Source organism: Ignavibacteriota bacterium (assembly GCA_016212665.1).
Classification (GTDB): domain Bacteria; phylum Bacteroidota; class Ignavibacteria; order UBA10030; family SZUA-254; genus FW602-bin19.
Window position 1 is genome coordinate 1 of sequence record JACREZ010000003.1, and the last position, 24,218, is coordinate 24,218.

Genomic DNA, 24,218 nt, shown 5'->3' on the forward strand with positions numbered 1-24,218 from the left:
CGATTACAGTTCAGTTAAAGGATGTGAATGGAAATAATTTGACGAGCGGAGGAGCCACGGTTGCTCTTTCAACAACATCAGGTTCACTTGGTTCGGTAACTGATAATAGCAACGGAACCTATTCAGCGACATTGACTTCATCAATAGTAACAGGAACAGCGACAATAACCGGAACACTGAATGGAAGTGCAATCACGGATGATGCGACGGTGATGTTTACGGTTGGTTCTGCTTCAACGGTAACATCAACAATAACTGCATCGCCAACTTCGATTACAGCCAACGGAACAAGCACGTCAACTATTACCGTGCAGTTGAAGGATGTAAATGGAAATAATTTGACAACAGGTGGAGCGACAGTTGCCCTTTCGACAACATCAGGTTCACTTGGTTCGGTGACGGATAATAACAACGGAACGTACACAGCGACATTGACTTCATCAATCGTAGCAGGAACTGCAACGATAACGGGAACGCTGAACAGTAACCCGATTACAGATGATGCGACTGTAACATTTACAGTCGGTTCGGCATCAACAGCAACCTCCACGATAACAGCCGCGCCGACATCCATCACAGCAAACGGAACAAGCACGTCAACTATTACCGTGCAGTTGAAGGATGTGAACGGAAATAATTTAACAACAGGTGGAGCTACGGTTGCGCTTTCAACAACTTCAGGTTCACTCGGTTCTGTTACGGATAATAACAACGGAACTTACACAGCGACATTGACTTCATCAATCGTAGCAGGAACTGCAACGATAACGGGAACGTTGAATGGAAGTGCAATAACGGATGATGCGACGGTTACGTTTACGGTCGGTGCGGCATCAACAGCAACCTCAACAATAACAGCATCACCAACATCCATTACAGCAAACGGAACAAGCACATCAACAATTACGATTCAGTTGAAGGATGTCAATGGAAATAACTTAACGACAGGCGGCGAAACGGTTGCTCTTTCAACTACATCAGGTTCACTCGGTTCGGTAACTGATAATAGCAACGGAACCTTTTCAGCGACATTGACTTCATCAACAGTAGCGGGTACAGCAACGATAACCGGAACGCTGAATGGAAGTGCAATCACGGATGATGCGACTGTGACGTTTACGGCTGGTTCAGTCAATAATTTTTTAGTTGAATCTGCGAGTGGCGGTTCAATCGGAAGCCAAACAGCAGGAAGTCCATTCAGTATCAAAATTACTGCAAGAGACCAATTTGGAAATACAGCAACATCATTTACAGGAACTGTTACCATCAGTTCAACCGGGACATTGAGTTCAGGAAGTGGAATAACGGCTTCATTTACGGCTGGAGTGCTTTCATCTCATAGCGTTACCATTTCAAATACCGGTACATTCACAATTACAGCAACCAATACGGCTGGAAGTGAAACAGGTACAAGTAATTCATTTACTGTTAACGCCGGAGCGGTGAATAATTTTCTTGTGGAATCATCTGCAGGTGGAAATATCGGAACACAAACAGCAGGGACGTCTTTTGCAATAAAAATTACTGCTCGTGATGCCGGAAATAATACGGTAACTTCATTCACCGGAACGGTGGATATCAGTTCGACTGGTACACTTTCATCCGGTTCGGGAACTACGGTTGCGTTTACTGCCGGTGTATTATCATCACACAGCGTTACCATCACAAATTCAGGAACGTTTACAATTACTGCCACGAAGACGGGAAGTTCAGAATCGGGTACGAGTAATTCGTTCGTCGTTAATGCGGCTACGCTTGACCACTTCCTCGTCCAATCATCATCAGGCGGAAGTATTTCAACGCAAACAGCAGGAACTACATTTGCTATCAAAGTTACAGCGAAGGATGTATTCAACAACACTGTTACAGCGTTCACGGGAACAGTTGATATTTCATCAACCGGTACATTAAGTATGGGTGGTGGTACAACTGCTCCATTCACTTCCGGCGTACTTTCATCGCACAGTGTTACAATTTCAAACACTGGGTCATTTACAATTACAGCAACGAAAACATCAGGTGTTGAATTTGGAACAAGTAATTCCTTCACGGTAAGTGCGGGAAGTGTGAACAATTTTGTAGTTGAAGCGTTTGGCGGCGGAAACATCGGCGCGCAGACGGCAGGGGTTCCATTTGCCATCACCATCACCGCCTACGACGCACTTGGAAATGTAGCAACAGGGTTTACGGGAACGGTGAACGTTACTTCAACAGGGACGATTACTGCCGGGAGCGGAACAACATTGGCATTCACTGCCGGAGTTCTTGCTTCACATTCGATAACAATTTCAAGTGTCGGTACATATACTGTTACTGCCACGAGAACAGGCGGCGCTCAGAATGGTGTCAGTAATTCCTTTGTGGTCAATCCCGGATTGCTCAGTACGTTCTTAGTTGAAAAACAGGGGGGAGGCAACATCGGAAGTCAACGAACTAATATTTCATTCAATATCCGCTTGACGGCGAAGGATGCGTTCGGAAATACAATTCCTACTTTCACCGGCACTGCTGATATATCTTCGACCGGGACGTTGTCGGCGGGAAGTGGTACGACAAGCGCCTTTGTCGCGGGTGTTTTGACTTCGCACACCGTTGCAATTTCTAATAACGGAACATTCACCATAACAGCAACCGCAACTGGAAGTTCGGAGAGTGGAACGAGTAATTCATTTAGTGTTCTTGGAGCGTCGGTCAGCGGCAACGCATATAACGATGCAAATTCAAACGGCGTGAAGGATGTCGGGGAAAACGGCTTGTCGGGTTGGACAATCAATGTAACGGGAACGAATCCGGTAAACAATCAAACCGTTACAACTGCGGCTGGCGGAAATTATACAATCTCAAATCTGGCGGCGGATACGTATACGATTGCTTTGCAGATGCAAACTAATTGGTCAGCAACGGTTCCGGTCACTGCTACATACACTGTTGCCATTACAAACGGAATTGATACAACCGGATTTACCTTCGGTGCGGTTACAGCCGGTTCGGGAACGATGATGAGAACATTTACTCCTCAGGAACTTGGCGTGAAGAAAGCTGTGAAAAAGAAAAATGTCAACACCAAGTTTACATTTCACTTTGTCAACAGAACACGCCAATCGGTTGATGGGTTGAGCGTGGAATTTAATGGTAGCGTAAGTTCAATTGAAGTCCACACGCCGTTCAGTATATATTATGATACCGACCAGAGAGGGCAGGATTGGGAATTCAGGGGAACAACAATAGCCCCCGGCGAAACGGTAACGGTCACCGGTTATACCAATTCGAAAGCAATGGATGCAGGAAAATATTGGTGGACGAGCGGCGGACAAATCATCGAGTGGACAAAAGGATTTTTACGTCCGACCGAAAAAATAAACTTGTTACCGATGCCTAATATGGCAAATGTTCGGGATGATGTATTTGCCCGCATGGGTGGAATTCTCGTTGGCGTTGCACGACCGGATAGTAAAAAAGTGTATGGCTGGGTCAATCTTACAAAGAGCGCCGACTTTCAACGTTCGATGTACGATAAGCATGAACACTACGGACCGGCAAGAGGATTTACCGTCTATGGAAAAGGTCCAAAAGTGATGGGACAACTTCGCAACATGCCTCCATCCCGGTACAATAATAAATTGTTTGCACATGTTACTGCATTAAAATTCAGTATCGAAGCGAGTGCGTTACAGGTTACTCCGGCTGGGTTGGGCGAATTGATTTATGATGAAGGAACGAATCCACTGAGCGGACTACAACTAAAAGAAATTGTCAGAAAGATCGATACGGCTCTGACGTACTGGCGACATCGTTCGCCCGCTGAATATATCAACTACGATACGACACTTGGAAAAATATTAAATGCGTTTAGCGGTTCAATGGATACAACATCGTGGGGCGATAGTTTGGTGTTGGAAGGAACACGACCGATTTCGGATGTTTCGTTCTTACGTGTGAACCCGAATGTACCTCCGGTGATTAAATCCCGCGAGAACGTTGTTACCGTTGAAGAAGAAACTCCTGAGAAATTTGCGTTGAACCAGAATTATCCGAACCCGTTCAACCCGGTTACAAATTTCGGATTTCGGATTGCGGATTTGGGATTGGTGACGTTGAAGGTGTATGATATGCTGGGAAGGGAAGTAGCGACGCTGATTGATAAACAGGAAACCGAGGAGGGAGAATATGAATTTCAATTTGACGGAAGTAATTTACCATCAGGTGTCTATGCCTATCGTCTGACAGTTGAATCAACAAATGATGAAGGAGTGAGCCGGACGTTTACCGATGTGAAGCGGATGATGCTTCTCAAATAGAATGTGAATTAAAGTAGCTGACCATAAATCCTGTCTCGAGAAATTGAGGCGGGATTTTTTGTTTCAATGTTTGGATGTTACGGTAAACACCGTGATGCGAATGTTTCAGGTTACAGAGTGGTTTGTGACCTCCGGACAGGATTAATTGGTAGTGACTGATCATAAAGTAGCTCAGAGCATTGGATTGGCAAGTACGCACGCCTGTATACCAGAAGCGAAAATTGGGCAAGACAGCCATCTTTGCCTCATGCCGGAAGGGGTTGTTGATGCTAACAAGCCTTGTTGTTGGTGCGCCGGAAGGGGTCGTTGGTGCTAACAAGCCTTGTTGTTGGTGCGCCGGAAGGGATTGTTGGTGCTAACAAGCCTTGTTGTTGGTGCGCCGGAAGGGATTGTTGGTGCTAACAAGCCTTGTTGTTGGTGCGCCGGAAGGGGTCGTTGGTGCTAACAAGCCTTGTTGTTGGTGCGCCGGAGGGTGTTGTTACTGCTAACAAGCACTGTTGTTGCCGCGCCGGAAGGGGTTGTTGGTGCTAACATGCCCTGTTGTTGCCACGCCAGAAGAGGTTGTTATTGGCAACAGATGCCTTTGTTAATGTGGAATATGTCTAAAATAGCCTATATTTGATAGATAGCTGAATTTCCGAGCTATTTTACTTGGGTGTCACGTTCCACACCGTGACACGGACGTTCAGGTCACGGAATTGTCGGTGACTTCCTTGTAAACGATTCTCCTCATAGGTTATCAACGTATGAATGTAATATCAGACGCTCTTCGTCCAACCTCAATTCCTTTCTCTTTTGGTTTTTCCATCGGAGGGAAGTACATTCATTGTAGATGAAACAACGAATATACATTGATACGTCTGTTATCGGAGGTTATTATGATGCAGAATTTGAAGCAGATACGAAGCGATTTTTTGAGAGAATCGGAAAGAAAGATTTTCTCGTTCACCTTTCGGAAATCAGTACAATCGAATTAATGCCCGCGCCGGAACGTGTGAAAGATGTCGTGAGAAAAATTCCGGCAGATTGTTTAGTATCGCTGGAGTTTACCAAAGAATCTGAAGAGTTATCGAATCATTATCTTGAAGAAAAAATACTTGGCATGAACAGTCTGAACGATGCGTACCACATTGCAATTGCAACGGTGAATCGCATTGAAGTTCTCGTAAGTTGGAATTTTAAACATATAGTGAACTTAGATAAGATAAGACTTTTTAATGCCCTGAATTTGAAATATGGCTTTCCTCTCATTGATATTCGTTCACCAAAGGAAATGATAAAATATGAAGACTAACAACCAACCACCAAGAGAATTTGATACGGTCGCATTCTTTCGGAGCGTAAAAGAAAAAATTGCAAAAGAATTAGAGGGGAAATCATTTGAACAACAAAAAGAAGTGATGAGAAAATTTCTCTCGGGAGAACAAAAACTTCAGATGGAATGAGACGTAACCGACCATCTACTTTCTTGGGTAACTAATTAGATGGGGTCGTCTCAAAAATTAGATTTCTCCGTAGGCGCAACCTTCATGGTTGTTACTTGGGTGTCACGGTCCACACCGTGACACGAATGTTCAGGTCACGGAGTGGTCCGTGACCTCCTTGTAAAACGCAGACATAAAGTCTGCGGCTACATTAAAATAATGGAATGATGGATTTCAGCAAAAGCGTAAATTTCTTCTTTGCCAAGTTCGCGGTTTCTGTCACTTCTGCGTGGGAGAGTTTCAAGTCTTTGATTCCGGTTGCGTAGTTCGTGATGCAGGAGATTCCGGCTATCTTCATCCCAAGCGCGTGAGCGAGACTGACTTCGTTCACGGTTGACATTCCCACAGCATCAGCGCCGATTCTCCGAATCATTTCAATTTCTGCGGCGGTTTCGTAGGAGGGACCTTTCACGCCGCAATAAACTCCCCGTTGCAACGGAAGAGAATGTTGAAGAGCAGTCTTGTAAATTATTTCCTGCAATAAAACATCATACAAAAAAGAAGAACGGATTTGCTTCGAGGGAGTCTTTCCTCGTAACGGACTTTCAAACGTCAGGTTGATTTGGTCGGTAATCAACATCAAATCACCAGGGTTGAATTGTTTGTTCACGCCTCCAGCCGCATTGGTGACGATGAGCGTTTTCACTCCAAGCGCACGTGCAACCTGAATGGGGAAGAGGATTGTGTTGAGTGTTCCCGTCTCATAGAAATGAACTCTGCCTTGAAACGCAAGAAGTTCTGTTTTCCCGATTCTGCCAAATACTAACTTGCCTTTATGTCCTTCGACGGTGGAAACAGGGTAGTGGGGGATTGAAGAAGTATCAATTGCGATTTTGTTTGATAACGAATCGGCAAAATCACCTAAGCCGGAACCAAGAACGATTGCGACTTTGGGTTTCGCTTTTGTTCGTGAACGAATAAACGAACCTGATTCTTTGAGTTGATTCTTATCCAAGAAGTATTCCCGCAATTGTTGCTGTCAGTAATGTCGCAAGAGAACCGCCGAGAACTGCTTTCAAACCGAGCGCGGCAATATCTTTTCTTCGCTCAGGCGCCAATGGACTGATACCGCCGATTTGAATTGCAATGGAAGAAAAATTTGCAAATCCACATAATGCGAACGTTGCCATCAATACGCCTTTCTCGGTTAATGCCCCTTCCTTGACTAAGGCAGCGAGGTCGAGATAGGCGACAAATTCATTCAGCGCCACTTTCGTGCCGATTAAACTTCCAACGTTGAGCGCATCCTGCCAAGGCACACCGACAGCAAAGGTCAAAAACTGTAAAATATATCCTAACATGAATTGCAACGTGAGCGGCTTATGATATACTGCCATGAGATACGTGTTCAATCCTGTTACCGCGCCGAATTGTTCGAGCAGGTAATTAATGAGCGTGATGAAAGCGATGAACGCTATCAACATTCCACCAACATTGAGTGAAAGTTGAAGTCCATCCGACGCGCCGCCTGCCGCCGCTTCGATAACATTTGATGCTTGTTTCTCAACTTTCAGTTTGACTGTTCCTTTTGTCATTGATTCTTCAGTTTCAGGATAAAGAATCTTCGAAATAGCTAATGAAGCAGGAGCCGCCATTACGCTTGCGGCAAGAAGTTGAACTGCAAATTTTAATTGAGCCGTTTGCAAATCAAGATGTTGGGCATCCGCGAAGGATTGACCGAGCATCTGAATGTATGCCGCCATCACACCTCCTGCAATCGTCGCCATACCGCCCACCATAATCGTCAGGAGTTCGGATTTTGTCATCGTACCGATATATGGTTTAATAAGCAATGGCGCTTCGGTTTGTCCGACAAAAATGTTTGCAGTATTCGAAAGCGATTCTGCGCCGCTTGTTCCCATCAACCGAGCCATTACCCACGCCATTCCCTGAACAACTCGTTGGAGGATTCCTAGATAATAAAGGACTGACGTTAAAGAAGAGACAAAGATGATTGTCGGAAGGACCTGAAACGCAAAGAAAAATCCAAGGCTACCTGGACCGGAATTGATTGCCAGATTTCCAAAGACAAACTTCGCCCCTTCGATGGTGAAGTTAAGAAGGCTGACAATCGCTCCACCAAGCCAATCAATTACTATTTTGGGAAGTCCGAGGGGGAAGAAGAAATTCTTCAGTGGCTCATGAAGAATAATGAAAATTGCAAACACAAGTTGAATCGCCAATCCCATTCCGACAAGTCGCCAATTGACTTTTTTCTTATTGTTAGAAAAAAGAAACGCGATGCCGAGGATGACAGCAATACCTATGATGCCTCTGATTACTGATTCGGGATTCATGAGAAAGGTTGGAGGTTAGAGGTTTGGAGATTGTTATTCTTTCGGGGGCTCGAAGCATTTCCGGCAACGGGCTTCATACACACCTTTTGCGCCGACGAGGACACGCTTTTGTTGTTTCGTGATACGCTGTGTTCGGTCGGCAGGATTTCCGCAGACAACACAGATGGCGAGCGTCTTTGTAATGTACTCAGCAACTGCGAGTAAATGGGGAATTGGTTCGAATGGCTTACCGCGATAATCCTGGTCAAGTCCGGCAACGATGACCCGTTTACCCATCGCCGCAAGTTTCTCACAAACATCAACTAAATCAAGTGAAAAGAATTGTGCTTCATCTATGCCAATCACTTGCGAGAAGAGTGCCTTTTCAAAAATCTCAGACGGTTTTGTAACGACGATTGAAGGGAGTGATTGCGTGTTATGAGAGACGATATTACTTTTGCTGTACCGTTTGTCAATTTTCGGTTTGAAGATGATAACGTTTTGCTTAGCAATTTGCGCCCTGCGAAGTCGGCGAATTAATTCTTCTGTTTTGCCGCTGTACATACAACCGGTAACGACCTCAATCCAGCCGGTGCCGCTTGGTGTGCTGTGTGGAGTTCCAATTTCCATTGTCAATCTTTCTGTAACATTTCAGGTTTGAATGCCATCGGCAGAAGTTCAGATGTTTTCTTTGTTTGAACATTGCCTTTTTTATTTGTCATGATAATATCAATGTCGCCGGCGAGTTCCATAATCACCTGACGACATGCGCCACACGGAGGGATAAATTCATCTGCGTCTGTTGAAAGAGCAATCGCTTTGAATTTTCGTTTCCCATCAGAGATTGCTTTGAAAAGCACAGTTCGTTCTGCGCAGTTTGTCAATCCGTACGAACTGTTTTCGACATTACAACCAAGAATGATTTCTCCGGTTGATGTCAACAACGCCGCGCCAACGCGAAAGCGGGAGTAAGGAGAATAAGAATTCTTCTTCGCTTTCGCTGATGCGTCTATAAGTTTTTTATATGTGGATGATAACCGTTGCTTTTTCATGGCTCGCCAATATAGGAAAATGAAGGGAGAATGAAAAGCCTAAAGGCGTTTTCACCAGTTTTCATGATGAAGAATTCTATGACGCACAAAGTTAATCATCCGTTGTTCGATTGGAAAACCGTATGAATCATTTTTGATTCGTAAGCCTGCAAGTTTCTGAAATGGTCGGATGAATCCCTTTGAATATCGTTGCTCGGTCGCGAGTTTTGTATAAAACTTAAACCGTTCGACATAATCTTGCTCAGACTTACTCACCCAGTAACCGGAATAAAGAATGAAATCAATATCACTCCACTCGGCAAGCGTCTGCGGAACGTGAAATCCTTTCTTCACAATGTAATTGAATAATTCGGTGCCGGGATAAGGCGTGAAGAAGAAAATACCAAACTCAAAATTTTGATTTACTTTCTTAATTGATTTGATGGTTTCGAGGGTCTTCAGTGTGTAACGGAATTCTTCCTCAGGAAAACCGACAATGAAATTAAACGTCGCACCGATATTGTGGCGGCTAAGCTTTTCTGCAGAGATGACTGCTTCTTCTGCAAGCGTATCTTTCTTCATAAAATCAAGCATTTCCTGAGAGCCGGATTCTGTTCCGATGGTAACACGACGCAGTCCTGCTTGCGCAACTTCACGAAGGAAATCATCTTCGAGCGGAGCCAATTGGTCTGCTCGCGAAGTTACAGCCCAAGTAAAGTGCATGTTCTTTTGATTGATTCCCTGACTAAACTCCAAGACACGATTTCGATTGGCAAAGAAGTTTTCATCCTGAAACAAGACATCATCAACAGAATATTTTTGAACAATATCAAACACATCATTCAACATGCGCGAGCCTTTGAGACCTGACCAGCGACGATTATAGACAAACGGGTCAGCACAAAACGCGCAGCGATACGGGCAGCCTTGCGATGAGTAAAAATCAATCTGCCTGATTCTTTTTAGTTTGAAATATGTTTCGGTTGGAATAAGACTATAATCGTACGTCGGAAAGTTGTTTATGTCAATAAATTTCCGCTCGGCGTTTTCCATGAATTCACCCTTGTTGAGATACGCTAATCCGAGAATCTTTTCAAACCCGGAGTTGGATTCAATCGCTTCAAGCAGTTCAAGAAATGTTATTTCACCCTGACCGAAAATGCAATAGTCGGCGTAACCATCTCGCATACATTGTTCCGGCAAAATAGAAGGATGCCATCCGCCCCAAACGATTGGAATGTTCGGTGAAACTGATTTTGCAAGTTTGGAAACCTCTACTGCATCTTTTATTGGTGTTCCGGTGATGACAGAAATTCCGAGACAGAACGCATCGTTCAAAAGTTCTTTTACTTTTTCATGCGCGTGTCGCGTACTCTTTTCAATTCGTGCATCAACGATTTTTACATCGTACTTCTCCCGGTCAATTACCGATGCCAATGCAAGGAACTGCAATGGCATTGTGTAGTACGGTGCTTGGGGATTATAAAGAACAATTGTTTTCTTCATGGATGAATTTATATGTTGATGTTCTGAGTATGCAAAAATTGAAATGAAAAACCAACTTGAATTCTTCTTTGCGTAGTCTGCGTCTTTGCGGTTAAGATTCAACCACAGAGGCACGAAGTGTTATTAAAATCTATCCATGAACGCATTCATAGCGGGAACTTGCAGGGTGCAAACACACTGCTGACATTGTTTGAGTGAATACTCTTTAACCTTCTTTCTTGTTTGGCAAATGGATTCAGAGTTCACTATCGAACGGATTATTTCTTCTCTAATATTACCAAACTTCGGAAGGAAGTAACAGGGGAGGATATCACCTGTTGAAGTAATAACAGCCGAAACGTTCGGAGCGTTACAATGATTTCTAGGGAAATCCGCTTCGCCAAGCAACGCGCGAAAATATTGTGCAATATGATTGAGTTTCTCAGATGATTCACTGATAAATCCGTTTTGAAATTCATTTCGATAATCAACAGAAAGTTGCTTGACTATTTCTGCAAATTCAATACATTCTTCGTGATTCAAATTCACTGAACTTTCTGAAACTGTCTGTCCTGTTTCCAATCTGCCATACGCAACCGAACGAACATCAACGGCAAGAAAGGAAATCCTATCTATCTTCAACGACCGGGCAAGTTCAATCATCATCGGCATTTGCCGGAAGTTTGATTTTTGTATGACAATACGAAATGAAATTAGTGGACGCTTACTTGCAGAAACAACCTTCTCTACTCCTTGAAGAATCGTCTCAAATGAATCAACACCTCGTATTGAAGTTTGAACTTCAGAGGTTGCACCATCGAGTGAGACAATTATCTCATGGAAATACGATTGGATTTCTATATACCGTTTTGATAACAGCAATCCGTTGGTGAGAAGTGTTTGCTTTACTTTCTCCCGCGAAAATAGCTGACAGATTTCTGGAAAGTCCTTCCGCAATAACGGTTCACCGCCTGAGAAAGCAATGTGCCTCAACCCAAAACCGAATAACTCGTCGGCGAGTTTTCGAATTTCATCAAGTGAAAGTTCATTTGGTAACGGTTTACGGTATGAACACATTTGACATTTGAGATTGCATCCTTCGGTTACATACAGAATGACAATCGGTAATGTCCAACAACGGTTACCGAGTGTGTTGAGATATGCTTTGTAGTTCAACAATGTTATTCTTTGTAATCGGGATGTAATCGGAAAAGAGAGTCTTGTAGTTCATTCGGTGAAACCTGAACTCGTCTCCATTGATAGCGATACGAGCGATAATCTTCTTTCAACCAATGAAGAATGGATTTTTCTTTTAAGAATTGAACGTGCTTGATGTTGTACTCTAAGATGGCTCCTTGACACATCAAACATGGTTCGTACGTGGAAATAAGGAACAAAGAATCTTTCTCAAGTAAAGCGAACTCTGTTCTTGAAAATGTATGTAGTGCATCTGAAAGAGCATTGATTTCTGCATGACCGCCGACATTTATGTCACGAAGAACTGTGTTGTAACCTCGGCCGATAATCTTACCTTTGTAAAGAATAAGCGCGGCAATTGGCGCATCTTTGTGTTGAAGAGCAGTGGTTGCAAGCGCTCTCAGTTCGTTCAGCAATGAATCGGATAAGATAACATCATCACGAAAGAGTGAAGCGGATTTGTATGTTGCAACTTGAAATCCAAACAACACTGAAAGAACGATAAGCGTTATGATAACGTATGAGCGAAAAGAATTTTTCATTTCTGTTCGTGTTCAATATACAAGAATTTGTCGTACAACGCTTTCACTTGGTTGACACTCCAGCGTATATCATGTTCGGTTGCCCAATCGTGAGCGGAGTTTCTTAGTTTCTCGATTCGTCCTTTGTCATTAAGAAGTTTGAGTACTTCATTTGCCAACGATTGATAATCACCTACATTCACAGCTACAGCTTTTTCAGGTGAAAAGTCAGAAAGCAAGCCGACGTTAGTTCCACATACGACGACGTTGCACGCGGCGGCTTCAACGATAATCATCCCTTGCGCTTCATGGCGAGAAGTATGGAGGAGGACATCAGCCCATCGGTAATAGTCAATCATTTTTTCATATTCTACAACACCGAAGTATGTAACTTTCTCATCCAATCTTAATTGATGAATCATTTGTTGAACTGCACCGTTCAGGTAATCAGCGCCTACTAATTTAAGTTCACAATCTACTTTCCCTGAAATAAGTTTGAACGCTCGCAACAATGTTTCATGGTCTTTTACTTTGTTGAGTGTACCAACGTGGAGAAAATGAAATGGAGGTACAAGCTCTCGTTTTTCATGAACGGCGAACTGTTCTGTATCAACACCAAGCGGAATGATGTGTACTTCTTTTGGATCCATTCTGAGTTGATTTATTTGCTGATGTTGATAGTTCGTTAGAAGGACAAGAGCGTCAGCATTCTTTGTCAACCAAAGCATCACTGAACGCAAAAAAAGAGAGCGCATGTTCCCATAAGAAATCTCAAGTAGATTTGCAGTTTCTCCACCCAGGAAACTTACGATGCTTGGAACTCCGAATAATTTTCCGATGATGACAGCCACAAGTCCGGTCGGAGTTCCCCACAGTCCATGAATCAAATCAAACTGCTCGTGTTGTTTGATGAAAGCTTTGATTAACAAATATAATTTCTTGATGAAAGAATCACTCGGTTGAGCATTGAGAAAAACAATGTCAGCGTTTCCGCATTTGCTGATGTTGTTTTCAGAAACTCTAATCAAGGAAAAGATTGTCATGTCGTAATGCTCTGACAAGCCGCTGAGGAGTTGAACCAAAGCGGGGACTTGCAACCCGGATTGAGGAGAATCAATTCCGCCGGGGACAAAGACTGCAACTTTCTTTTTCACTGAATTTCGTTTTTCATACGTGGCTTGATATGCATTCAACGCCTGTTTGCCAAGCGCGAGATAACTTAATACTCTATCGAAAAAGTCGAGAACATCTTCTCTTGTTCGTTTTTTCTTTGACGCTTCTACAATTGCCTGAGCACAGGATTCAACAACTCCAACACTCCATAACTTCCCGATTTCTCCGTTGTTGGTGATTTTTCTGAACGAGGGAATATCAGTTACAATTGGAACGACTCCACAAGCGAGTGATTCCAACAATGCAAAGCCGCTTCCTTCATGATGGCTTCCAAGGAGAAAATAATCAGCCGCGCTGTAATATTGTTCAAGAAGTTCATGCGGCTGTTTACCAAGTAGATGAATTCGTTCAGTCAGTCCGAGTGCTGCAATAATCTGTCGAACTTCATTCAACAAATTTCCCTCATGAAAAATCATATACAAATGGGCATCACGGAGATGAAGTAATGCCTTATGAAATCCTTTGATGACCGTGAGCGGATCTTTGTTTGCATCCAATCTCCCAACCCAAAGAAATATTTCTTCACCTCTCAACCCTAACTGAGTTCGTGATAGTTGTTTTCCTTGTGGGTGGAACGATGATGAACTTTCAATCACTTCATGAACTTCTTTATGCTTGCTAATGATTTTCTTCTTTTTCCATGAGTGGGAAATTTCAAGAGAAGTGAAGAGGAAGGAGTCAACGACATCGAATCCGGTTTGATAGAACGGACGAGAATACCATTGCGGCATTCCTCCGCCGTGATGTTGCCAAACGATTGCAGTTTCTTTCGACAATCTCGGTCTGAGATGAATTAGCGGATAAGCCCAGCCGTTATGGTGAACTACATCGGGCTTTAGTTGAACAACAACATCGTGTATATTTTGAAATGAATCGAGAGGAGTAGTAAGGTTTCCTAAGCCATCAGAAACAAAATAATAATGAATTCCCTCGTGAATGAGATGAGAATTTTTATGGAAACGTTGAACGACCGAAACGCTGTTTGCTCCGGCTTTGAGAACGGCTTTGCACCATTCAGTAGTTGAGTTGTAGCGAGTGAGTAAACTCGTTTCATTCTCTACATCCTTATCATAGAAGTATGATAAGAATACAATATTCATGAGGAAGGGAAGAGATACGTGGAAAAATATTTAAGCGAAAACCAAACGACCCTTTGGTTCCGGAATCGGCCTTCCTAATTCTTTGGCAGTTTCAATCCACTCATGGATAATTACTTCAACATTTTCTAAAGCTTCTTGGTAGGTTGCACCATCAGATGCGCAACCTGGTAATTCAGGAACCTCAGCGATAAAGGCGTTATCGCACTGACTCCAATAAATAATCACTTCATACTTGTTCATAATGTCATACCCAATTTATACTTTACAATTACAGTTCTAACTTGTTTAACCTGATACGGCTTGGCATGAAAGCCTTTAGGTTGCAAGTTTAATATTTCTTCAATACCAAGTTTTTGTGAAAAAATGATGACTACCCTTTGTTCTTAGAGTGAAACCAAGTACTTGGAGTAAGTGGCAAAGCTCTGAGAATGACACGTTACTGTCCGAGTGTCCACGAAGTACCTGTTCGAGGACTTTCTCATATTTCGACATTGGGCGCACTCATCAAGAATATTTTACTTACCCCCATCCTTCTCCTGAGGAATATTTAACACCTTCACAAAAAATTTAATTGTGTAATAGGCGATGATTGTCCACGCGCCAATCATGGTAACAAGTGCAGATGCTGACATAATGTTTTCTCCTTATGAATGTTTCTCTCGTTTTTGCCATGCAACTTTGATAGCCCATGCAATTCCGATAAACGTAACCATGAGCAGAATTCTCGTTGCATCTATGATGAATGTGTTTGTCGGAGAGCCATCAACAAACCAACGGGTGTCTTCAATTCCAATGTGGAGTATTTTTCCGATGATACTTCCACCATCGAATGCCCAGCCTTGACCGCTGAATAATTTACTGAACGCGCCTGACCAGTCACCACCGGCAGGACTAATCAATGAACCAAGAAATACAACAAGTAAAAATGAAGGTGTAATGTATTTGATGACAAATTTAAAGAAGTTCGGGATTTTAATGTCTGCACCACGATTGATTTCCTCCCAACCCTTGTCAATGCCGAAAATCCATGCAAAGGCGATTGATTCAAGCAGGGCAAAGACGACGAGCGCAAACGTTCCCGACCAATCATCGAACTCACCAAATGCACCTGCACCGAAGAAGATGATGCACCAGAGAGCAAGGATAAACGTAACGATGCCAAAATAGATTGCAGATTTCTCTCGTTTCATTTTGAATTCATCTTGCAAGAATGCCATAACAGGTTGTCCCATTGCAAGTGAACTTGTAATTCCTGCAAAGAAGAGAAGTCCGAACCATGCGAGACCGGCAAGGGCGGCAAAGATTGGTCCCCAGTTTTGGAACAACACAGGCATTGTTCTGAAGCCCATCATCAACCCGACATTACCGGGAGTTTGAATCCATTCCAATCCGAAATATGCGACGGAAATCGGGATGACAATTGAACCGCCGAGAAGAACTTCGACGAACTCATTCATCCATCCGGCAGAAGCGGCGTTCAAAGCGATGTCATCTCTTTCTCTCAAGTACGCGGCATAACAATGTATCGAACCCATACCGACAGAGAGGGTGAAGAAAATTTGTCCTGCGGCGGCAAGCCACACTTTCGGATTCGAGAGCGAATCGAATTGTGGTTCCCAGAGAAAGTTCAAACCGACGGTTGCATCGTTCACTGCGTTTTGGTCACCGGCATCAAGCGTGAGCGCACGAATCGCGAGAAAAATTCCAAATAAAATAAGTATCGGCATTCCGATCTTGCTCGCAATCTCAACTCCTTTTGCCAAACCGCGGGAAAGTATCCAAAGATTGAGTCCTAAGGTAATAACAAAGAAGAAGAGCGCTTCGGGAGGAAAGTTAAACAATCCGCCATTCGTTGTCCCGACATACTCGTTAAAAAATCCCGCTATTTGCTCAGGAGTTTTTCCTGAGAAACTACCGACGACCGAGTGATAGGCGTAGGAAAGTGTCCACGATTCAAGATAACAATAATACGCGGCTACGGTAAGATTAGTAAAGATGCCGAACACGCCGACGTATTTCCACCAACTTGATTTTCCAAGAACTGCAATCATTCCCGGAGTGGAGTGGTGTCCATACTTTCCGCCATGCCGACCAATCGCCCATTCAATCCAGAGGAGGGGTATTCCCATTAACAAAAATGAAACGAGGTACGGAATAATAAACGCGCCGCCGCCGTTAGCAACAGCCTGTGCAGGGAATCTCAAAAAGTTTCCAAGCCCGACTGCATTGCCTGCCATCGCAAGCACCAGCCCGACTCGTGAACCCCACCGTTCTTTATGTGTTGACATAGTTACTCAATGATATTGGTTGAAAAAGAACTCATTGAGTATAAGGAAAAAAAAGTGGTTTGTCAAGAATTATTTTCGTTTAACCTCACTTCATACAAATCTTTTCTTCGGTCTAACCAATTTAAAACACTGCCGGTCTGCCGATGCCGTTTGAGTAATTCGAGGTCAACATCATCAATGATGACAGTTTCGATGTTCGGCGTACATTCCGATGCAATCGCATCCCGAGTGAAAGGAATGTCTGATGGAGTATAAATTCCTGATTGAGCGTACTGAATATCAAAATTGTCAATCGAGGGTAAATTTCCTACAGTTCCCGCCATTGCAACATACACATGGTTTTCTACACAACGTGCTTGTGCGCAGTAACGAACCCTGAGATAAGCGTAGCGCTCGTCCGTACAAAATGGGACAAAAATTATTTGAGCCCCTTTTTCAACTGCGATTCTGCTGATTTCCGGAAACTCAATGTCATAGCAGATTTGGATAGAAATTTTTCCTCTATCAGTTTCGAACACCTCTATTTTGTTCCCAGGTTGCACGCCCCACCATTGTCGTTCGTTCGGAGTGATGTGTAATTTATACTGCTTTCCAATTCCACCGTTCCTTTTGAATAGATATGAAACGTTGTAAAGTTTTTCTTCCTCAAAAGTGAAGTGTGAACCTCCGATAATATTTATATCATATTTAATTGCAAGATTTGAAAAGAGGTCAAGGTACTCCGGTGTAAATTCTGAAAGTTTTCTCACTGCAAGTCCCGGACGCATTGGCTCAATACAAGAAAGGAGTTGCATGGTAAAGATTTCAGGGAAGAGAATAAAATCGGATTTGTAATCTGAGGCAACATCAACGAAATATTCACACTGACGGGCAAATTCCCTGAAGCTTTTTATTTCTCTCATTTGATATTGAACGGCACATATACGCACTGACTTTGACCGAATAAACTTTTGATGCGGGTCAGGTTCATAATCGAGGTTGGGCCACTCAAGTAATGTCGCGTAGCCCATAGATTCCTTATCAGATTCCATATAAGCATTTATAAGGCGCTTCAAAACAAATCCGTTTGAGATTTGGGTGGTTAGAACAGGGTCAACCAGATCTTTTGAAATAACCTTATCAACATATTCACGTGCAGTCATTTTGTCTGCATGTTTTGAATATCCGGGAATTCTGCCACCAAGAACAATACGCATAAGATTCCGTTCACTTGCAAGTTTTTTCCTTGTATCATATAAACGACGGGCAAGTTTCATTCCTCGGTATTCAGGGTCAACCATGATTTCGATTCCGTACAGCGTGTCTCCTTCGGGATTGTGGTTACGAATAAATCCTTGGTCGGAGATTTCTCGCCAACTATGCCATTCATCGTACATGTTAAAATCTAAAATGAGACTGCTCGACGAGGCAACGATTTTTCCTTCATACTCGACACATATTTGACCTTGAGGAAAAATCTCCAACTGACTTTGTAGTTGTTCTATCGTCCAAGGTTTCATAGCAGGGAAGCATTTCAATTGTAAACTGACAACTTGTTGGTAATCAGAAACGCGTAAAAGCCGCACAGATATTTTTTTGTCTAACGAGGTTATTTCCACGATTGTCTTCCTTCAATTAATGTTGTTAGAATTTATTGTTTGATTATTTTCCAGTGATTGTTTCAACCAGAAGTACCCTACAGTACCAGCAATAAGCGATGCAAGAAGAATCATAATTTTAGAATTGTTGATAATATCACTTTCATCAAATGCAAGTAAAGTGATAAATATTGACATGGTAAACCCAATTCCCCCAAGAAATCCTACGCCGGATAATTGTTTCCAGTTGATATCCGATGGGAGTTTACACAGTCCAATAAACACAGAGAAGTAACTAAATACCATGATGCCTACGCTTTTACCAACAACTAATCCGAAAAATATTCCGAGTGCAAACGGTTGTACGAAACTATCCTGAAATGTATGCAAAGAAAGCGCTATGGCTGTATTCGCGCAAGCAAAGAGCGGGAGAATAAAATATGCAACAGGTTTATGCAAAGTATGTTGTAAAATGAAAGATGGAGATTTATCCTTCCCGTCGCCAAAAGGAATTGCAAACGCCAGCAACACGCCACTGATTGTTGCATGAACGCCGGAGTGAAGCATGAAATACCACATGACGATTCCTCCCAGTACATAAGGAATCAACGAATGAACTTTCATTCGGTTAAAAACTAACAACAGTAAAAATATTCCGAGAGCAATAAATAAGTTAGTCCATACTAAAGTTTTCGTATAAAAAAGGGCGATAACAATAACAGCGCCTAAATCATCTATGACGGCAAGTGCAGTCAGGAAAACTTTCAGGGATAGAGGAACCCGATTTCCTAAGAGCGATAAAATTCCCAATGCAAAAGCAATATCAGTTGCCATCGGAATTGCAATGCCTGATTGTGTTGATGTTCCGAAATTAAATAACAAATAGATACTTGCAGGAACAATCATCCCGCCAATAGCCCCGGAGATAGGCAGGAGAGCATTTTTGATGTCTGATAACTCCCCATCATAAATTTCTCTTTCCAATTCCAAACCAATCAGCAGGAAGAAAACTGTCATCAATCCATCATTTATCCAATGGAGAAAAGTATGACCGGCAAATTCATAGTCCCAAATTGCGAAATAATAAGATTGAATTGTTGAATTTGAAAGAAAGAGGGAAACTCCGGTACAAAATATCAGAATTAGTCCGGCGGATTTTTCACTTTCAAAAAATTCTTTGAATAGTCTTGTGATTCGCATTATCGGGTGGTCAAAATTTGAGTTTCTTTATTGGCTATCGTTTTTTTACAAGATATTGTGAATACAATTTTTCCATACACTCAGGACACACTCCATGCGTGAAATCTGCATTACTACGTTCTGAAATATATTTTTCCAATGGTTGCCATTCGTTCGATTCATCCCGAATCTTTTTGCAGGAACTGCAAATCGGAAGCAATCCTTCTAAGTGTTGCACATGTGTTTCGAGTCGCTCTTTCTTTGTTGCAATATCCGTCAGATACGCCGTCATCATCATTACGAGAATTCTTATAACTGAATTGACCGCGACATTGGCTAAATCCCATCCCACTTCCCAACGTACATTGAAATAAAATTGGGTAAGCGGTAATGCAATGGCGAAGAAGAATCCCCAATATTTTCCATTGAACCATGATGAAAGTATCACGGGCAAAACAAAGAGTATTGGGAATTGAATTGTCGGACCGGATAGATAATTAATAAACAGGCATACAATTGCAAGGAGAAACCACAAGACCAAGAGTTTGCTCTTGTTCTTCTGCGATTGCTGAAAAGAAAATAGATTTACCGCGTCATTCATTTTGAATTTCATCTTGCTCATCTTTCTTTTGTGGTGTGCGTAAAACTTTGATAAAAAAACGAGTTACAAAAAACAGTATGACAGTCCACGCTGTCAGCATGGTTACTAACGCTGATGTTTTCATAAGAATGCTCTTAAAATATTTCCATAACTCGGAGGACGATGAATAGTACTCCAAAAGCAATGGTTGCAAGAAGAATCTTTAATTCAAGTGGAAATTTTCCATCTTCGGGTTGTGGATTATTGTTCGACATAGTTCAATCTCTTTCATTGAATAAAATGAAATACAACTGTACCAGGCAACAGTTGTTTACCGGAGTTGCCCGGACAGACGAATTAAAAAATGAGAATGACTATGATAAAGGAGGCGAGCGGGGGGAGGAATCTGAGAAGTGATATTCGGTGAGATAATTGCACTCGAAACTCGGTAGAACGAATGAAATACACTCACGAGTTGGGATTTCCGTTGTTAAAGTAATTTCGGCTGATGGAAGTTCAGCCTTGACTGAATGGGTGGTATGTCGACGAAGATTCCACCAGAGTTTCTGTTCAATCTTCAGTGGTTTTGAACTTGAACTTTCTTTGTTGATGGTTTTTGGAGAACAAAGCGCAATCTTAAATACTTCAATACGACTGATTGAAGTCGTAAGTACATACACTCCAAGAAGGAGACAGATGATGATATTTTTAAGTTGAACTTTCATTCGGTCATAAGATACTTCATTTTCAAGAAAGATACAACGGAAAAATAATATTATGTTTCAATATCGGAAGATTTGGGTGCCAACACTTTTTGGATTGAAACTAAAATAGTGTCAACTGTTGGTCGGTTTATATTCACCTTCCCATTTCGCCACAACAACGCTTGCTAAACAATTGCCGACAACATTCACCATCGTTCTTCCCATGTCCATGATTTCATCAACCCCGAGAATGACAGCAACACCTTCGAGCGGAAGATTGAACGATGCGCATGTTCCTGCAAGTATAACAAGCGAAGCGCGGGGAACTCCGGCTACTCCTTTTGTCGTCAGCATCAGTGTCAGCATCATCAGTAATTGTTGCTCAATTGATAAATCAATTCCTGCCGCCTGTGCCACGAAGATTGATGCAAGGGAAAGATACAACGTCGAGCCATCGAGATTGAAACTGTAACCGGTCGGTATAACAAACGAAACAATTCGTCTTGGAACTCCCATTGCTTCCATTGCGAGCATTGCTTTTGGTAGCGCGGCTTCTGAACTTGTAGTTGAGAAGGCAATGAGCGCCGGTTCTTTCACCGCACGGTAAAATTGTTTGAGTGGAATCTTGAAGAAAAGCATCACACCTCCAAGTACGAAAACAATAAACACAATCAATGCCCCGTACATTGTCAGAATCATCAAACCAAGGTTCCAAAGCACGCCTAATCCTTTGTGACCGACTGTTACGGCGATTGCCGCACCAACACCAATCGGAGCGTACTTCATTACGATGTTTGTGAACTTGAACATCGTCTCAGCAAGCGATTCACAAAAAGTAATTATTACTTGTCGTTTCTCAATCGGGACAAGTGCGAGAGCAAAACTGAAGATGAGTGTGAAGACAACGATTTGCAGAACTTCGCCTTCAGCCGCCGCCTGAATAAAACTTTGAGGGAAAATATGGGTGATGATTTCTGAAATGGATTGTTTCTTCGCAACAAAATCCTTCGCCACTTCTGCTGATTGTAATTCTACACCAACGCCGGGTTGAGTTAAATTCACTGCAACCAATCCGATAATCAAAGCAAGCGTTGTTACAATCTCAAAATAAATAATTGATTTGATTCCCATTCTTCCAACCTGCTTGAGGTTTCCATGTCCGGCGATGCCAACAACAAGAGTTGAGAAAATAAGAGGAGCGATAATTGATTTAATCAACCGGAGGAAAATTGTACTCAGCGGTTTGAGGTCAACAGCAACATCAGGGAACAACCAACCCCAAAGCAATCCCACACCCATGCCGATGAAAATCCATTGTGTTAGTGTTGGTTTGTAGTTCATTGTTTCGTTGTCAGTTGCTTAAGGTTTTAGGTGATAGGTTTTAGGTTGTAGGAAATCTAAACTTCTGAGTAAATTGTTTCGAATCAATGTTTCAATCTTCAATCGTAAATCCGAAATCACTACTCACCAATCACCAATCACTAATTAATGTCAGTTGTGGGTTTTAATTTATGTTGAACATATTTGATTATCAACGGCAGAATCGAAAGGAAGATAACAACAGCGATAACGTATTCAATTTTGCTTTCGATGCCGGGAATAAATCGCCCAAGAAAATATCCGGTAAGTGTCATGCTTGTAATCCACCCGATGCCGCCAAAGATATTAAACATTGCAAAGCGACGGTATTTCATTTCAGCAATTCCTGCAACTACCGGAGCGAATGTTCTTGCAAATGGCATGAAACGGGCAAGCACGATTGTTATTCCGCCATACTTCTCATAGAACTCTCTTGTCTTGAGAAGATGGTCTTTCCTGAACCAACGGGATTGTTCCCGGCTGTAAAGTTTATGACCGGCTTTCAAACCAATCCAATAGCCGGTTGCATCTCCTGTTATTGCGGCGATAATAAGAAGAACATTCAGCCAAACAATATCGAGCGAACCTTGCGCGGCGAAAAGTCCGGCAGTAACGAGAAGCGAATCTCCCGGCAGAAAGAAGCCGATGAGCAATCCTGTTTCAGAAAAAATAATGGCAAACAGTCCGATGTATCCGCCCCAGACAATTATTTCTTGGAGCGTCGGTAGTTGAGGGAGTATAAGTGACAATAATTCCATGATGTTATAAAAATTCGGTTGTGAATGTAAGAAACTAAAGGAGAAAGAAAAAATGAGCGACTTTGTTCCGTCAATTCCTTTTTCTTATAATCAACAAAACTAAACTGGGAAGGAGTTCTACTCCTGACCAATGTCAGGTCGGCAGTTGAACCGCCACCCGGTATAAAACATTCATTTACAATTTTGGATGAGTTATGAAACAGCACTTCATTGCATGGTGGAATCTCGAAAATCTTTTTGATGTTGAAAACTCAGCATTGCGTCCTGAGTGGCTTGCAAAAGAACTTGCAGGCGAATTGAAAGGATGGACAAAGGAGGTTCTTGATAAGAAATTGACCAACCTTTCCAAAGTCATTTCAAAAATGAATAACGGAACAGGACCCGATATTCTCGGAGTCTGTGAAGTTGAAAATGAAAATGCGTTGCAACTGCTGACAAAGAAATTAAAACGAAAATATAAAGTCGCCCACAAAGAGACCAAAGACCAACGTGGAATTGATATAGCGTTTCTGTATGATTCCGAAAAATATTCACAGGTTGGCAAACTGTTTTCGTATGAAGTTATCAAACGGTCTGCAACTCGGGATATCTTACAAATTGAATTGAAAATCAAAGGGACAAACAAATCATTTATTTTGCTTGGAAACCATTGGCCATCAAGAAGCGCAGGACAATATGAATCTGAGCCATTCAGAATTATCGCCGCTGAAACATTAAGTTATTGGATTGAAAGGATTCCGGAGAAAACAACTCCGACAATACCGATAATTGTCATGGGAGATTTTAATGACGAACCGCACGACCGTTCTCTTCGTGAATATGCGTTGAGTTTGAAAAACAAATCGAAAGTATCGAGCAAGAGAAATACTAATCCATATTTGTTCAATGCGATGTGGGAGATTGCAGGACAACGGCAAGGAACGTTCTTCTTCGAGAACGAGCCGAATGTGTTAGACCAATTTCTGTTTCACCGCAATGCTCTGACGACGGATTCTTACATCACGTATGTTGATAGTTCCGCCCGTGTTGAGATATTTGATGACCTCAACATGCGAACAAAAAACGGCGCTCCAATCAAATTCTCTCGCCCAAGCGAAAGCGGATTTAACGAGAATGGTTTCAGCGACCATTTTCCGATTTCGTGTTTGGTGGAGGAGAAGTAGTGGTTCGTGAGATAGACTCCACCTGACATGTGTGCTCCATCTGTA

20 protein-coding genes are annotated in these 24,218 nt (G+C 42.4%); 4 read left to right on the forward strand and 16 right to left on the reverse strand.

All coding sequences use genetic code 11. The annotated features are described in order from the left end of the window. From HY960_00740 to HY960_00750, 3 genes are all read left to right on the forward strand, one after another. A partial coding sequence (locus tag HY960_00740; GenBank protein MBI5214259.1) for a T9SS type A sorting domain-containing protein occupies window positions 1–4,298 on the forward strand: 4,298 nt, incomplete at its 5' end. 832 nt (window positions 4,299–5,130) lie between these two features. Then, the gene (locus tag HY960_00745) at window positions 5,131–5,592 is read left to right on the forward strand and encodes a PIN domain-containing protein (GenBank protein ID MBI5214260.1); all 462 of its coding nucleotides are present in this window, start codon (window positions 5,131–5,133) and stop codon (window positions 5,590–5,592) included. Then, window positions 5,582–5,743, forward strand: coding sequence for a hypothetical protein (locus tag HY960_00750; GenBank protein ID MBI5214261.1), 162 nt, complete (start codon window positions 5,582–5,584; stop codon window positions 5,741–5,743). Before HY960_00745 ends, HY960_00750 begins: the two co-directional genes overlap by 11 nt. A 190-nt stretch (window positions 5,744–5,933) precedes the next feature. Here the strand turns inward: HY960_00750 and HY960_00755 are convergent, their stop codons facing one another. The 16 genes from HY960_00755 to HY960_00830 form a co-directional block, all read right to left on the reverse strand. After that, on the reverse strand, window positions 5,934–6,737 hold the full coding sequence (locus tag HY960_00755; protein ID MBI5214262.1) for a purine-nucleoside phosphorylase: 804 nt from the start codon (window positions 6,735–6,737) through the stop codon (window positions 5,934–5,936). Continuing rightward, window positions 6,730–8,079, reverse strand: coding sequence for a NupC/NupG family nucleoside CNT transporter (locus HY960_00760; protein MBI5214263.1), 1,350 nt, complete (start codon window positions 8,077–8,079; stop codon window positions 6,730–6,732). The genes HY960_00755 and HY960_00760 overlap by 8 nt, the downstream gene beginning before the upstream one ends. Window positions 8,080–8,112: 33 nt before the next feature. Next, window positions 8,113–8,688, reverse strand: coding sequence for a thymidine kinase (locus HY960_00765; GenBank protein MBI5214264.1), 576 nt, complete (start codon window positions 8,686–8,688; stop codon window positions 8,113–8,115). A gap of 2 nt (window positions 8,689–8,690) precedes the next feature. Next, window positions 8,691–9,110 (reverse strand): cytidine deaminase, encoded by a 420-nt coding sequence (gene cdd, locus HY960_00770; GenBank protein ID MBI5214265.1) that lies wholly within the window; start codon window positions 9,108–9,110, stop codon window positions 8,691–8,693. A 51-nt stretch (window positions 9,111–9,161) separates the two neighbouring features. Continuing rightward, the gene (locus HY960_00775; GenBank protein ID MBI5214266.1) at window positions 9,162–10,595 is read right to left on the reverse strand and encodes a B12-binding domain-containing radical SAM protein; all 1,434 of its coding nucleotides are present in this window, start codon (window positions 10,593–10,595) and stop codon (window positions 9,162–9,164) included. A gap of 123 nt (window positions 10,596–10,718) precedes the next feature. Next, on the reverse strand, window positions 10,719–11,750 hold the full coding sequence (locus HY960_00780; GenBank protein ID MBI5214267.1) for a radical SAM protein: 1,032 nt from the start codon (window positions 11,748–11,750) through the stop codon (window positions 10,719–10,721). Between the two features lie 5 nt (window positions 11,751–11,755). Next, window positions 11,756–12,313 carry a nucleoside deaminase gene (locus HY960_00785; protein ID MBI5214268.1) on the reverse strand — a complete coding sequence of 186 codons (558 nt, stop codon included), beginning with the start codon at window positions 12,311–12,313 and terminating at the stop codon, window positions 11,756–11,758. After that, window positions 12,310–14,565, reverse strand: a complete 2,256-nt coding sequence (locus tag HY960_00790; GenBank protein MBI5214269.1) for a glycosyltransferase — start codon at window positions 14,563–14,565, stop codon at window positions 12,310–12,312. The genes HY960_00785 and HY960_00790 overlap by 4 nt, the downstream gene beginning before the upstream one ends. 30 nt (window positions 14,566–14,595) lie before the next feature. Next, complete coding sequence (locus tag HY960_00795; protein MBI5214270.1) at window positions 14,596–14,805, reverse strand: type II toxin-antitoxin system HicB family antitoxin; 210 nt, start codon at window positions 14,803–14,805, stop codon at window positions 14,596–14,598. Between the two features lie 404 nt (window positions 14,806–15,209). Then, window positions 15,210–16,853 (reverse strand): sodium-dependent transporter, encoded by a 1,644-nt coding sequence (locus HY960_00800; GenBank protein MBI5214271.1) that lies wholly within the window; start codon window positions 16,851–16,853, stop codon window positions 15,210–15,212. A gap of 62 nt (window positions 16,854–16,915) precedes the next feature. Further along, window positions 16,916–18,454, reverse strand: coding sequence for a GNAT family N-acetyltransferase (locus HY960_00805; GenBank protein ID MBI5214272.1), 1,539 nt, complete (start codon window positions 18,452–18,454; stop codon window positions 16,916–16,918). Window positions 18,455–18,463: 9 nt separating this feature from the next. Then, window positions 18,464–19,630, reverse strand: a complete 1,167-nt coding sequence (gene nhaA, locus HY960_00810) for a Na+/H+ antiporter NhaA (protein ID MBI5214273.1) — start codon at window positions 19,628–19,630, stop codon at window positions 18,464–18,466. Between the two features lie 34 nt (window positions 19,631–19,664). Further along, the gene (locus HY960_00815; GenBank protein ID MBI5214274.1) at window positions 19,665–20,210 is read right to left on the reverse strand and encodes a hypothetical protein; all 546 of its coding nucleotides are present in this window, start codon (window positions 20,208–20,210) and stop codon (window positions 19,665–19,667) included. Between the two features lie 353 nt (window positions 20,211–20,563). Further along, window positions 20,564–20,914 carry a hypothetical protein gene (locus HY960_00820; GenBank protein ID MBI5214275.1) on the reverse strand — a complete coding sequence of 117 codons (351 nt, stop codon included), beginning with the start codon at window positions 20,912–20,914 and terminating at the stop codon, window positions 20,564–20,566. Window positions 20,915–21,025: 111 nt separating this feature from the next. Next, the gene (locus tag HY960_00825; protein MBI5214276.1) at window positions 21,026–22,234 is read right to left on the reverse strand and encodes a cation:dicarboxylase symporter family transporter; all 1,209 of its coding nucleotides are present in this window, start codon (window positions 22,232–22,234) and stop codon (window positions 21,026–21,028) included. Between the two features lie 140 nt (window positions 22,235–22,374). Beyond that, window positions 22,375–23,010 (reverse strand): VTT domain-containing protein, encoded by a 636-nt coding sequence (locus HY960_00830; protein ID MBI5214277.1) that lies wholly within the window; start codon window positions 23,008–23,010, stop codon window positions 22,375–22,377. A 194-nt stretch (window positions 23,011–23,204) separates the two neighbouring features. Here HY960_00830 and HY960_00835 point away from each other — a divergent pair, with 194 nt between their 5' ends. Then, window positions 23,205–24,173 (forward strand): endonuclease/exonuclease/phosphatase, encoded by a 969-nt coding sequence (locus tag HY960_00835; protein ID MBI5214278.1) that lies wholly within the window; start codon window positions 23,205–23,207, stop codon window positions 24,171–24,173. Window positions 24,174–24,218: the final 45 nt, after the last annotated feature.

Bases quoted from the DNA above. Each gene is read 5' to 3' on its own strand.
- HY960_00835 (MBI5214278.1), top strand. From the start codon at position 23,205: ATGAAACAGCACTTCATTGCATGGTGGAATCTCGAAAATCTTTTTGAT.
- nhaA (MBI5214273.1), bottom strand. From the start codon at position 19,630: ATGCGAATCACAAGACTATTCAAAGAATTTTTTGAAAGTGAAAAATCC.
- HY960_00760 (MBI5214263.1), bottom strand. From the start codon at position 8,079: ATGAATCCCGAATCAGTAATCAGAGGCATCATAGGTATTGCTGTCATC.
- HY960_00765 (MBI5214264.1), bottom strand. From the start codon at position 8,688: ATGGAAATTGGAACTCCACACAGCACACCAAGCGGCACCGGCTGGATT.
- HY960_00830 (MBI5214277.1), bottom strand. From the start codon at position 23,010: ATGGAATTATTGTCACTTATACTCCCTCAACTACCGACGCTCCAAGAA.
- HY960_00815 (MBI5214274.1), bottom strand. From the start codon at position 20,210: ATGAATGACGCGGTAAATCTATTTTCTTTTCAGCAATCGCAGAAGAAC.
- HY960_00825 (MBI5214276.1), bottom strand. From the start codon at position 22,234: ATGAACTACAAACCAACACTAACACAATGGATTTTCATCGGCATGGGT.
- HY960_00775 (MBI5214266.1), bottom strand. From the start codon at position 10,595: ATGAAGAAAACAATTGTTCTTTATAATCCCCAAGCACCGTACTACACA.
- HY960_00790 (MBI5214269.1), bottom strand. From the start codon at position 14,565: ATGAATATTGTATTCTTATCATACTTCTATGATAAGGATGTAGAGAAT.
- cdd (MBI5214265.1), bottom strand. From the start codon at position 9,110: ATGAAAAAGCAACGGTTATCATCCACATATAAAAAACTTATAGACGCA.
- HY960_00745 (MBI5214260.1), top strand. From the start codon at position 5,131: ATGAAACAACGAATATACATTGATACGTCTGTTATCGGAGGTTATTAT.
- HY960_00795 (MBI5214270.1), bottom strand. From the start codon at position 14,805: ATGAACAAGTATGAAGTGATTATTTATTGGAGTCAGTGCGATAACGCC.
- HY960_00820 (MBI5214275.1), bottom strand. From the start codon at position 20,914: ATGAAAGTTCAACTTAAAAATATCATCATCTGTCTCCTTCTTGGAGTG.
- HY960_00750 (MBI5214261.1), top strand. From the start codon at position 5,582: ATGAAGACTAACAACCAACCACCAAGAGAATTTGATACGGTCGCATTC.
- HY960_00800 (MBI5214271.1), bottom strand. From the start codon at position 16,853: ATGTCAACACATAAAGAACGGTGGGGTTCACGAGTCGGGCTGGTGCTT.
- HY960_00785 (MBI5214268.1), bottom strand. From the start codon at position 12,313: ATGAAAAATTCTTTTCGCTCATACGTTATCATAACGCTTATCGTTCTT.